Origin of the sequence: Candidatus Methanodesulfokora washburnensis (genome assembly GCF_003947435.1) — an archaeon.
Classification (GTDB): Archaea; Korarchaeota; Korarchaeia; order Korarchaeales; family Korarchaeaceae; genus Methanodesulfokora; species Methanodesulfokora washburnensis.
Window position 1 is genome coordinate 1 of record NZ_RCOS01000127.1, and the last position, 10410, is coordinate 10410.

At 45.9% G+C, this 10410-nt stretch carries 14 protein-coding genes; 6 read left to right on the forward strand and 8 right to left on the reverse strand.

Annotated elements, in window-relative coordinates; all coding sequences use genetic code 11:
- Positions 1-149 precede the first annotated feature (149 nt).
- The 3 genes from D6D85_RS10770 to D6D85_RS10780 all read right to left on the reverse strand — a co-directional run bounded on the left by D6D85_RS10770 (position 150) and on the right by D6D85_RS10780 (position 2176).
- On the reverse strand, positions 150-425 hold the full coding sequence (locus D6D85_RS10770; RefSeq protein WP_125672041.1) for a hypothetical protein: 276 nt from the start codon (positions 423-425) through the stop codon (positions 150-152).
- 63 nt (positions 426-488) lie between these two features.
- Positions 489-1721, reverse strand: a complete 1233-nt coding sequence (locus D6D85_RS10775; RefSeq protein WP_125672042.1) for a DUF2400 family protein — start codon at positions 1719-1721, stop codon at positions 489-491.
- A 20-nt stretch (positions 1722-1741) separates the two neighbouring features.
- A complete protein-coding gene (locus D6D85_RS10780) occupies positions 1742-2176 on the reverse strand; it encodes an EVE domain-containing protein (RefSeq protein ID WP_125672043.1) in 435 nt (144 codons plus the stop codon).
- A 154-nt stretch (positions 2177-2330) separates the two neighbouring features.
- Here D6D85_RS10780 and D6D85_RS10785 point away from each other — a divergent pair, with 154 nt between their 5' ends.
- Positions 2331-3065 carry a hypothetical protein gene (locus D6D85_RS10785; protein WP_125672044.1) on the forward strand — a complete coding sequence of 245 codons (735 nt, stop codon included), beginning with the start codon at positions 2331-2333 and terminating at the stop codon, positions 3063-3065.
- Positions 3066-3109: 44 nt separating this feature from the next.
- Here D6D85_RS10785 and D6D85_RS16415 read toward each other — a convergent pair whose 3' ends face one another.
- Positions 3110-3256 carry a hypothetical protein gene (locus D6D85_RS16415; RefSeq protein ID WP_161969834.1) on the reverse strand — a complete coding sequence of 49 codons (147 nt, stop codon included), beginning with the start codon at positions 3254-3256 and terminating at the stop codon, positions 3110-3112.
- Between the two features lie 10 nt (positions 3257-3266).
- The gene (locus D6D85_RS17235; protein WP_373695748.1) at positions 3267-3350 is read right to left on the reverse strand and encodes an AbrB/MazE/SpoVT family DNA-binding domain-containing protein; all 84 of its coding nucleotides are present in this window, start codon (positions 3348-3350) and stop codon (positions 3267-3269) included.
- Positions 3351-3638: 288 nt separating this feature from the next.
- Here D6D85_RS17235 and D6D85_RS10795 point away from each other — a divergent pair, with 288 nt between their 5' ends.
- Positions 3639-4721 carry an AAA family ATPase gene (locus D6D85_RS10795; RefSeq protein WP_237558831.1) on the forward strand — a complete coding sequence of 361 codons (1083 nt, stop codon included), beginning with the start codon at positions 3639-3641 and terminating at the stop codon, positions 4719-4721.
- Positions 4722-4770: 49 nt separating this feature from the next.
- Here D6D85_RS10795 and D6D85_RS10800 read toward each other — a convergent pair whose 3' ends face one another.
- Positions 4771-5739 (reverse strand): DUF58 domain-containing protein, encoded by a 969-nt coding sequence (locus tag D6D85_RS10800; protein WP_125672045.1) that lies wholly within the window; start codon positions 5737-5739, stop codon positions 4771-4773.
- Positions 5654-6493 carry a hypothetical protein gene (locus tag D6D85_RS10805; protein ID WP_125672046.1) on the reverse strand — a complete coding sequence of 280 codons (840 nt, stop codon included), beginning with the start codon at positions 6491-6493 and terminating at the stop codon, positions 5654-5656. The genes D6D85_RS10800 and D6D85_RS10805 overlap by 86 nt, the downstream gene beginning before the upstream one ends.
- Before the next feature lie 62 nt (positions 6494-6555).
- On the opposite strand from D6D85_RS10805, the gene D6D85_RS10810 reads away from it, so the two are divergent.
- The 4 genes from D6D85_RS10810 to D6D85_RS10825 are packed head-to-tail and all read left to right on the forward strand — an operon-like array spanning position 6556 to position 10213.
- The gene (locus tag D6D85_RS10810; protein ID WP_125672047.1) at positions 6556-7623 is read left to right on the forward strand and encodes an AAA family ATPase; all 1068 of its coding nucleotides are present in this window, start codon (positions 6556-6558) and stop codon (positions 7621-7623) included.
- Positions 7620-8528, forward strand: coding sequence for an ABC transporter ATP-binding protein (locus D6D85_RS10815; protein ID WP_125672048.1), 909 nt, complete (start codon positions 7620-7622; stop codon positions 8526-8528). Before D6D85_RS10810 ends, D6D85_RS10815 begins: the two co-directional genes overlap by 4 nt.
- The gene (locus D6D85_RS10820; protein ID WP_125672049.1) at positions 8500-9288 is read left to right on the forward strand and encodes a hypothetical protein; all 789 of its coding nucleotides are present in this window, start codon (positions 8500-8502) and stop codon (positions 9286-9288) included. Before D6D85_RS10815 ends, D6D85_RS10820 begins: the two co-directional genes overlap by 29 nt.
- A 13-nt stretch (positions 9289-9301) precedes the next feature.
- A complete protein-coding gene (locus tag D6D85_RS10825) occupies positions 9302-10213 on the forward strand; it encodes a hypothetical protein (protein WP_125672050.1) in 912 nt (303 codons plus the stop codon).
- Here the strand turns inward: D6D85_RS10825 and D6D85_RS16420 are convergent.
- Positions 10179-10410, reverse strand: a 232-nt coding sequence (locus tag D6D85_RS16420; RefSeq protein ID WP_161969835.1) for a hypothetical protein, incomplete at its 5' end; no start/stop codon positions are given. The genes D6D85_RS10825 and D6D85_RS16420 overlap by 35 nt on opposite strands.

A 10410-nucleotide genomic window follows, 5' to 3' on the forward strand; every position in this document is an offset into this window, starting at 1 on the left:
TGAACCTTACAGTAGACTCTCCTAAGCTCATAAAGGCTAGATGGAGGCATGATCTTACAACACCACTGATAATATCGGCTGTGGTGCTAATTTTCATTCTGATTCTAATAAAAAGGGTTCGTCCGCGTTAATGATAATGGACAAGAAGGTCATTCTCTGTCCTCGCTTAGCTCCTTGATGAGATCACTTATCCCTATTATTTCAAGGGCTGTTATCTTCCCAGTCTTCTCCTCTGTGAAAAGGGTTACCAAAGTTCTCGTGCAGAGGGGCTCTCCAACCTCCTGCTCATCTGGCTCGCTGAACCTTATGAACAGAAGGCCATGATCTCTGTCAAGGTAGACCTCTGTGACCTCCCTTGGCAGCTTTATTCCGCATTTTCTCTCCAAGGAATCTATAAGCTTCCCCAGATCCAGCAATGTCTTCAAATCACCTCCTCATCCTGAGTGTTTTTGTCCTGTTATAATCCATGCTGTGATCGCATCGCCACCTTATAATATATTTGGTATTTCCACAACCTCTATTCCCTGCTCTAGCTGAGCTGCCTCCTTCAGTGCTGGAGGAGCTCTTTTGCATATTATCATCGGCTTTGCAACTTTCCCATGAATCCTGTGATAAAGATATCTGTACGTTATCACCTGCCCTATGGCATTGTAGTTAAGCTCCTCCTCCACCTCCACCACGTATTCATCGCATTTTCTCATGTGTATCACGGCATCTGCGGAGTATTTTTCCAGAGGATACTCAGTTATGATTTTATCAAGCTCTTCTCCGTGAATCTTAATGTATTCCTCCAGTATTTCCATCTCTCTTTTTGTCAATGGTTTTGCTTTCACCGTTTTTGGCAACTTTGATGATTTGCATAAGTTTGCTATCGGGCAAAAGCAACATAAAGATCTGGCTGGATCCTTCGTACAATAACCCATTATTGAGATTCTGGACAGCACATAGTCGTATTTTGTCGGATCCTCCGGGTTTAACTTCCTCAGAAATCTAGTTGTTTTCAGAACCCCATGCCAATTCAGGTTTACATCCAGCTGAAAGGCTCTTGAAATAACTCTTTGCATACTTTGGTCAAGCGAGACAAACAGATATTTCTTATCAATGAAATTCCACAAGCCCATATCTGGATATGGCCTGACAAGCCATCTGAAGAAGAGGTTAAACCTCTTTAAACAGGAGCTCATGTTTTTGGGTATTATAGGAGGCCCTCCACCGTATTCCAGCAAGACTTTCAGAAAATCCCTGAGAACTCCCTCCATGGGTTCAGGATCATGCTTGTGCTGGGCATATGATTCTTTAACTAGGTTTCCAAGGGATCCATGGGTATCACAGATCCTCCTGAAGATGGTTAACAGGTTGATTACATCATGAACCTTGACAAACCTGTGGGTGAATCCTCTTCTGGGGCCTTTTGGGGAAAGCCACTCAAACTCCCTGAGAACTCTATCCGCAAGATTTACATTGTAAATCAGGTCAAGGAATTTTATATTGTCCTTCTCGATGTGCTTAGCTAGGCCAGTGAGCATTGGATTCAGAATATCAATGACGGACATTTGAAAATCAATTAAAGCGGAAAATAGAGCCCAAAACTCTCTGTCAGCAGTATCTCTGGCGGAGTACAATCTGACAGGGCCAAGAACAGAGGTATTCAGATAGACATCTCTCAAGCGGTCATAAGCTTCATCTAGGACATAACTGGCATAGGACAGTGTTGTATCCATTTTACTTCATCCTGTTTTTCTTAACCAGTTATCAGTTTAAAGTCCTCCTCCGGAATTTCCCTCATTGCCTTTCCCATCAGATGGCCAGTCCACTTTTTCTTGTTCTCTATAAATTTCAATTTCGGTATCAGCTTCTTGAATTCAACAGGTTTCTCAAATATCTTGACAGGCTTCAGCTTTATCCTCAGAGGGAATGTCTCGCTTCCCATTCTTGGAGGAGGCCTGAATATCCTCGAGGAATCCCTGAAAACCTCCGAAGCCGCCTCATATAGTGCTACTATCTTAGGCCCCTCAACCTCCTTTCCCACACTTCTCTGCTTCACGTAGATGAGGAGAAGATCGCCCGGCTTAACCCTGGATATCGTGTTCTTATGCCTCTCAGGAACTCCCCATATATTCTTCTCCTTTATAACCCTCCAGTTCTCCTCCGTCGTTATGCAGAGCCAGTAGGTCATACATTAAGAAGGACCTAGTTTTATTTAAAGATTTGGATTGTTCGACTTTGCTCAGTTTTCGTGCTGCAATTTAACTCTTTGGATAAACTAGAAAAGCAGGGAAAAGGACAGAAAATTTAAAAACTTTGGATTCCAGGCTGAAGGGGGGACATGAATGTCCTTTCCTGAATTGAATGAGGTGATAGAGCACCCTGAGAAATATTTCCTATCTGGCCCGATAGTAAAGCGCATCTCCTACTCATATTACTTTCCACTGAGATTGGCTGTTAAAAGAACAGATTATATAAAAAGCCTGAAAATCTCGGAGAAAATCCTCCGAAGGCTTCCGAATGTTCCCATAGTGGAGGCTTTATCGAGGATGGGCATCAAGGTTGAATTTGAGAAAAGGGGTTTTCTTGTATCCCTGCTGGAAGATTACTTATCGGAAGGAGACTCATCATTCACGTGCAGGAACTGCTCTCTAACAGGTGGCATGGTCATGGATGGACACAGCGAGGCAGGTCCTGTTGGAGCTGTGGTCATGTATTTTCCGTATGGGAACTATGTCGAGGGGGCGATCGAGGCTAAAACCAGGGGGAGATTGAACAGGGTGCTTGCAGGTATAGAGGTGAAGCTTGATGACGATGTTCTTAGGAGGAGAATTGAGAGCGATGATGTGCTGATGGGATTGCTCAGGGAGTTCTTTGAAAGTTTTACTGTTTCATGGGATAGTGGAATAGGTCTCGGTGTTGGAAAGATTGATGGGAGAGAATACAATGTGATCGAGCTCGCATTGAAACGGTTCACCGACAGGCACATCAACGACCTAATTGAAAAAGGAATTGATTTTCGAAAGGCTCCGGAACTTGTGTTCGATATAGCCGAGAGAATAGCCCGAAAATTGCTTTAAAGGGGCTATAAAATTAATTTTGGGAGTTAATCTAAGGGGAAATTTCAAGCAGGACATCCTACAGGATATTCATTATCTGAGATCTCCTTCATCGCCTGCCTTTCTGCCACTTTTCTCAGACTTCTGTCAAAGGAAAGATCACCAAGCAACTTTTCCAACAGCTTAAATGGATCTTCTTCTTTTCTTATCATGATGCTCCCCTCAACCTTCCTCTTTTATGTTCACCTTCTCCCTTATATCCTTTGGAAGGATCGCCCTTCCTCTTCTATCCACCTTTGTGATCACTACATTGATGGGTCCCTCATTTTTAATTTTTCCTAAGACTAGTTACTGGTATTCAAACATTTGACTTCAGCAAACTTTCTTGAAAAGCACGATCTGCTGTAAATTGACCTCAACTCTGGCAGGTTCCTCACTTCCAATCCTTTTAATGTCTGCATCAGAAGAGTTGGAGACTCTCTTTTCTATTATGTAGTCGAAGAAAGTTGATATGTCTCTTTTTTGCTTATATTCCTTTGTGTTTTGGTGGTTTGAAAATAAGGTTTATTACTTCCGCAGCGGAAGTTACTTTCGGTGCGGAAGTTGCTTTTCGATCCAAGACCGAAGGTGTCAAGAAGGGATCTGTATGACTTCGAGGAGGAACTAAGGACGTTATCTAGGTATTTGGGAGAGCCATTAACGGTGGTTTCCGGGCTAAGGAGGACTGGAAAGACCTCCCTTGTGCTTACAGCTTTGAATGAAAGCGATAAGCCTTATGTATTTGTCGATCTCAGGGAGGGGTTTGCCTCCTGGAGGGAGCTCTACTCCTTGATTTCGAGGAGCTTCAGCGAGTTCGTTGAAAGAGCTTCAAGATGGGGTAAAGTGAGGGAGATATTTCTCAAGCTTATTTCTAGGTTAAGAGGTGTTTCGGTGCTAGGCTTTGAGGTTTCTGTTAACTGGCTGCCAGAGAAGAGGCCCCTTTTAGGAGAGATTTTTGATGTGCTTGATGAGGTTGGAGAAAGAACTGGGGAAAAGGTTATCGTGGTTTTTGATGAGTTTCAGAGGTCTCAGGGCCCCGTTGGGGCATCTCTTCACGGTGCAATAGCGCATTCCTATGACTTTCACAGAAACCTCTCGTTTGTGGTAACAGGCTCGGAGATGGGCGTGCTTTATGGTATTTTAGAGAATCCTGAGAACCCTCTTTACGGCAGGGCTTATTTGGAGGTTAAAACCCGAAAGCTCTCGAGGGAGGAGTCTCTGGACTTTCTAAACAGGGGATTTGAAGAAGCGGGAGTTAAAGTGGGAAATGAGGTGGAGAGGGCTGTTGAGGAGCTTGATGGGATCATTGGCTGGCTCACCTACTACGGCTATCTGAAGGTGAGCGGCAGAGATAACTTTGATAGCGTGATAAATGAGGCTGTAGAGCTGGCGAAAAGAGAGCTTGAGTCCTTTCTTGCAAGAAGGGTGAGCAGGAGGTATAAAGTGGTTTTAAAGCTGCTTGCCGAAGGTATAACAGAGTGGGGAAGGCTGAAAAGGGCAATTGAGAACTATGAGGGGGTGGAGCTGAGCGACAGAGTACTACATGAGGTGCTTCAGGGCTTGAGAAAACACTCGATCATAGATGATGAGAACAAGTTTACGGATCCCGTGGTTAGGAGAGCTGCACAGCATCTCTAACAGTTTTCCAAGTGTGTTAACAGCTTTTGTGCAAAACGGATCCTGTCAGCTAGATGCTAGCTACATGCATTTGTCTTGTCTTGAGGTATGTTTCAGCTATTTTTACTGTTCTGGCTTTTGCATCGCTTATTCCTTGGACCGGCAGGTGGTTTATTCTTGCCGCTGATAGGAGAGCTTGGACATGGCTGACGTGTGCTTTTATGGCTTTGTATATTTCTTCAAGCCTGTCAGTTATGGGTGTCAGGGTTTCTGGGTCTATTAGGGTGGCAGTCGCGTTGTCCACTGGTTGCTCTATCTCCCATCTCTGGAAAATGAGATACACAGCTGCAGGAATCATCATCGCTCTTTTTAACCTTGTAAGTGCGGCGAATTCCTCTATTTCATGTGCATAATCCGTGATTATTGTTATTGCTGTGTTTTTCCCTGTATAAGCCCTGAGGATGTCGATGATCTCATTTATTCTTGTGCTTCCTCGTGCTTCCCTTTCCCTGCAGATGATGTTTTCAAGAACTCTTATTGCCTCCCTTCCCCTGAGAGCTCGGTATACTCTCGGCCCATGCGTCAGAGTTACAAGGCTTATCCTATCCGAGAGCCTGTGTGAAAGTTCAAGAAGGAGGGATGAGATGTAGAATAGGGCTGCGAGCTTTTCCTCTATGAGCATTGAGTCCGTGAGATCTGCCACAAAGATGATGTTTTTCATTTTTTCTACGTGGAAGACCTTTGTGTAGAGCTTGTATTCTCCTGTGGCGGTGTCCAATGACCTTGCTGAGAGGGTCCAGTCAACGTACTTCACATCATCGCTTTCTTGGTACTCCCTGAAGTCCGCATATTCAAGCCCTATGCCGAGGAAACGTGACCTGTTTAATCCAAGCTCCATAGCTGTGGCTGCTGCCTGTCCCAAGCTTGCATAGGTTCTTGCTAAGCTACAACTGCTACTTTGTGATGACAACTTCACCGACCTTGAGTATGTCGCTGTAGGGCACATCCTCGAACTCAGTGCTAGCAGCTTCAGCTTCAATAAAGCTCCTCATGGTATCAAGTATCTTTGAGTCTCCAAGAATTTTCTCAACCTCCCCTGCTGTTGAGAGATCAAGCTTGCTGTACTTGTAGGGATCTCTAAACTCCACCAGCTTCTCGTAAGCATCTCTGAGCCCAAGCCTTTTAACATGGGCGGTGAAAGCTATCCAGTTGACCACCTTCCTCATGCTCTTAACCCTGTAGACTCTGAAGCCCAGCGCTCCTGGTCCAACAACTATCTCCTTGCAGATGCCCAGAATTCCCCTTGAAGTGCTGAGGACAAGCTTGTTTAAGACCTGTTCAGTCCTGTAGGTGGGGCTTGATGACTGCACCGACATGCCTCGGAAGAGAGCCTCACGGGGTTTGGAGAGAAGGATCACCCTTAAAGTTGTGTCCATATCATCGACCGAGATCCGCTTTGCATCGATAAGCCTCACCTCCTCCAGCGGTACAAAGCCCTTTATCCACCTCACCTCCTTCTCTGTTATTTTATAGGGCACATCGATGTTCTCCCTTCTTGCAATGGATACCAGCACCTCAAGAGGCTCGTTGCCCTTCAGGCTAACTCTTTTGGCAAGCTGGGATCTCAGCTTCTCCACGTCGATTGCCGGCTCATTCACCCTGAAGACAGTGTACGCAGCCAAGCTTACTTTTTCATCCTCAATGCGAAGGTCTTCCACATAGCCGTAGATAAGGCCCTCGGAGTCGAGGATCATCGCATCCCTGAGCTCATCCATGCTGTAAAACCTCTTCATCACTTTTAATCACAGGACTTATTTTCACGAAAGATATAAAAAGATTTGATAGCATACTCCATGTGGACACCAAATTGTCAATCGATTCCATCAGGAGCACAATCGGGGAGATTCTCAGCCAGTTAGACAGGGCTGTGATCGGCTATGAGGCTGAGAAGAGAATTATTCTTGCAGCTCTTCTTTCGAATGGGCATGTGCTTCTGGAGGGCGTGCCGGGAATAGCTAAGACGACTCTTGTTAAAGCTCTCTCGAGGATACTTGGGCTCTCTGAGAGGAGCCAGATTGTATTTGATGGGGTTCCATATGCTGGTTTCTCGAGGATACAGTTCACACCTGACCTCATGCCTGCTGATATAACGGGATCCCTTGTTTTCAACATGGCCACCAGAGGATTTGAAACCAGATTTGGTCCAATATTCTCATACATCGTCCTAGCAGATGAGATCAACAGAGCCATTCCTAGGACGCAATCAGCACTTCTTCAAGCCATGCAGGAACGGGAGGTGACAATAGGAGGTAAAACATACCCTCTTGAGGCAAGAAAAATGGGAAAGTTCTTCTTTGTCCTTGCAACACAGAATCCAGTGGAGCAGGAGGGCACCTACCCTCTTCCAGAGGCTCAGCTTGACAGGTTCATAGCAAGGGTGTTCATGGGATATCCTGCAAGCCTCGATGAAGAGAGAAGAATCTGCGAGCTCCACATCCACAGGCTTACAGAGCCAGTTGAGGATCTGGAGAAAATTGTGGAGCCAAAATGGATAGTTGAGGCACAGGAGTTCATAGCGAGGAACATCAGAGTTGACAGTTCCACGCTCAACTATGCTGTGTCCCTTGTTAGAGCCACGAGGGCAGAGGTATTCGAGTCAATTTCGAGATATTTTGAGCTTGGGGCAAGTCCCAGAGCATCTATCGCTTTGTTGAGGCTCTCAAAAGCAATGGCAGCGATGAGGGGTTCCGAATCAGTTGCCGTGGAGGATATAGATAAAGTGGCCTTCTATGTGTTAAATCACAGGACAATACCCAATCTGGAGACAGTTATGGAGAGAGGAGGGGGCTTTAAGGCCCGCATATCGGTCATCAACGAGGGACTGGATCTTGCTAGAAAGGTTGCTGGAGGTGGCAGGGCGTGAGCACAGTTGAGTTTAGAGAGGTAAGCAAGAGGTTTAAGAATGTTGAGGCCTTAAGAGGGGCCAGTTTCAAGATCTCGGATAAAACCGTGACGGCCTTCTTAGGCCCAAATGGGGCCGGGAAGACGACATCGATGAAGCTGATCATGGGATTTCTGAAGCCAAACAGGGGAGAGGTACTTGTTTGGGGCGAGGAACCCTGGAGAAACGAGGATATCAGAGGAAGGATCGGTTTTATGCCCGAAAAACCCGTTTATCCAGTGGATATAGCTGTGGAGGATCTTCTAAATCACTTGGCAATGCTGAGAAGGATCAGCAGGACGGATTTGAGGAGAATTGTCAGGCTTGTGGGCCTTGAGAAGATGGTTGAGATGAAAATTGGGGCCCTTTCCAGAGGCTATATACAGAGAGTTGGGATAGCCCAGAGCCTTTTGGGAGATCCGGAGCTTCTTGTCCTCGATGAACCCACAGCAAACCTCGATCCAGCGGCTAGGAGGGGTATAATAGACCTTCTGAAGGTTCTGAACAAGGAGCTGGGGGTTTCGATGGTAATTTCTTCGCACATAATTCCCGAATTACAGGAGGTCTCTAATTATGCAGTATTTATAGATAAAGGAGTAATTCTGGACTACGGCTATCTTGAGGATCTGTGGAGGAAGTACGAGACGGAGGCAGCTTTCCACATTGAGGCCACAGATGTCAACGCCCTTGGAAAGATCCTCATTGAAAAGCCGTATATACGCTCTGTAAAGAGATTAAATGGGGTTTTGGAGGTCTCCATTGACCCTGGACACTACAGGTCATTTGAAAGCCTCCTCATGGAGATGGGCCACCTAGTGAAAAGCTACAGTTTCAAGACGACAAGCCTGGGTGATCTGTATGAGAGGGTTGTCAGGGGTAGATCTTAGGAGAGTGCACGAGCATGTTGCATTTATGGCGAATAGAAAGCTCTTATCATACTCAATAGCAATCATAATTGCAAATATCATTTCAGCACTGTTTTTAATATTCTTCTTCTATGCCGGTCCTGCTTCCTCAATATGGTCATCGATACCGCTGGGATTCTCGATATTCATCTATAAAATTCTAATAAGCATTCAAGCTTCCAGAGTTGGGAGGGAGCTGAACACCGGCGAGGTCCAGATATATCTGGCACATACATTAACAAGGACAGAGTATCTGCTCAGCGCACTGCTGGTTGTGGGAATTACACCTGCTCTTGTCCTGGTAGCCACATATCTAACTTTTTTGGCTATAGCAGCCCCATTGAGCTATGATGTTGGTTCACAGCTTCCCTACCTCTTTGCAGAGCTCATGATGCATGCGACAATAGTGATGGCCTTGGCCATTGGAGGTCATGAAAATGCAGCGTCGATTGTTGGGGTCATGCTGGCGCTTTTCATCGGGGCAATTATGGGCATACCACTATTCCTCCTGATCCTCTTCGGTTCCAATAAGCCGGCATTCTACGTGGCATATGCAGCCACATTGCTGGTTGCAATGGCGACACCGCTGACCTATCGCTTCACTTATAGTACCATTATCTCCTCACCTCTTCACTCCCCTGCAACACTGCCAGACCCGCTGCTGGTGCTATTGCTCTCCACAGCCGCTTTTATCATTCTTTGGATGGTGTTTTTCATAAGATTTAAGCGCAGAGACCTTTAGGCTGGTGATAGCCATGATAAAGGTTGTGTTGGTGGCTCTTGCCATGTCATCAGCGATGCTTTTTGCAATACTTGCATTAGCGAGCATCCACCCATTGACCATCCTCAGCTCCAGTCCGTACATACCGCTGACGCCGCCCACATCACACAGCGCAATCGCTGTGACAGGCGATAGAGTCTGCTATCTTTATATATATGATATTCAGTATAGTGGTGGATTTGGCTATTATGGTCCCAGCGCCAAGCCTCCCTCCGACCTGTATCAGTATAACTTCTCCATATCAGAGCTCCATGTTGAGGTCTACGTGCCCCTCGGAGGCTTCAAAAATTTGAGTAGTGGTGATGTCTCCGCACGGGTCTTTGAAGTTGATAGGAGCAGCGCTTTCGAGGTTCAGAGGATGATCAGAGAGGATCTTAGGCATTCTAATTACTCGCAATACCTGAACATAATTAGTGGCAAGGGATATGGGAGCATTGTCAGCTATGTTGAACAAAAAGCAGTACAAAAAAATATATGTAAATACGTGCATGCACATTTTATATGCAATACTACTAGCACGCCATTGAGCGGGAATGCCCACATAGTTGAGATTTGTTTTCGCAGAGGTGTTGAGCTTAGTACAACAGGGATAAATGATACCAGGATTGACAGGCTCGTGGATCTGGTTGTTAATGCCAGTCTATATAAGCTTCCAGATTCAACGGTCAATAGACTTTTGCCCCTTGTGCATGTAGATGTGTCGGTCCTTGCCCCCATGAGGAACAGTGTTTTGTTGTATCCAAAGCCCGTGCACGTGATGCGTGCACTCGCATTCCTTGCAGTATTCGTTAGCTGCATTGTTCTCCACTACAGGTTTAGGCCTCATGAGTATGCGGGTTTTTCGAGGCCGCTTAGAAGGTTACGCCGGAGAATCTATAGACAGTGAACCTGTAAACCAGGTAGAGTATCGCTGCACATGCCAAAAATATGCTCGATAGGGGCGTGTAGACATCCACTGTCTTCGTTATCCTTGTCTTAACCTCCACCTTCTGAATTGATTGTGCCGCCTTCTCCAGGGCATTGTTGAGCAGCTCAGCTAGTCTGTCAACGGTCTTTGCAATATAAGCCTCCCCGCCTGTGGTA

What these genes read in the sequence shown, in the direction of transcription:
- D6D85_RS10775 (WP_125672042.1), bottom strand. Translation starts at nt 1,721, where the DNA reads ATGGATACAACACTGTCCTATGCCAGTTATGTCCTAGATGAAGCTTAT.
- D6D85_RS10780 (WP_125672043.1), bottom strand. Translation starts at nt 2,176, where the DNA reads ATGACCTACTGGCTCTGCATAACGACGGAGGAGAACTGGAGGGTTATA.
- D6D85_RS10785 (WP_125672044.1), top strand. Translation starts at nt 2,331, where the DNA reads ATGTCCTTTCCTGAATTGAATGAGGTGATAGAGCACCCTGAGAAATAT.
- D6D85_RS16415 (WP_161969834.1), bottom strand. Translation starts at nt 3,256, where the DNA reads ATGATAAGAAAAGAAGAAGATCCATTTAAGCTGTTGGAAAAGTTGCTT.
- D6D85_RS10805 (WP_125672046.1), bottom strand. Translation starts at nt 6,493, where the DNA reads ATGAAGAGGTTTTACAGCATGGATGAGCTCAGGGATGCGATGATCCTC.
- D6D85_RS10820 (WP_125672049.1), top strand. Translation starts at nt 8,500, where the DNA reads ATGAGAGGGTTGTCAGGGGTAGATCTTAGGAGAGTGCACGAGCATGTT.
- D6D85_RS10825 (WP_125672050.1), top strand. Translation starts at nt 9,302, where the DNA reads ATGATAAAGGTTGTGTTGGTGGCTCTTGCCATGTCATCAGCGATGCTT.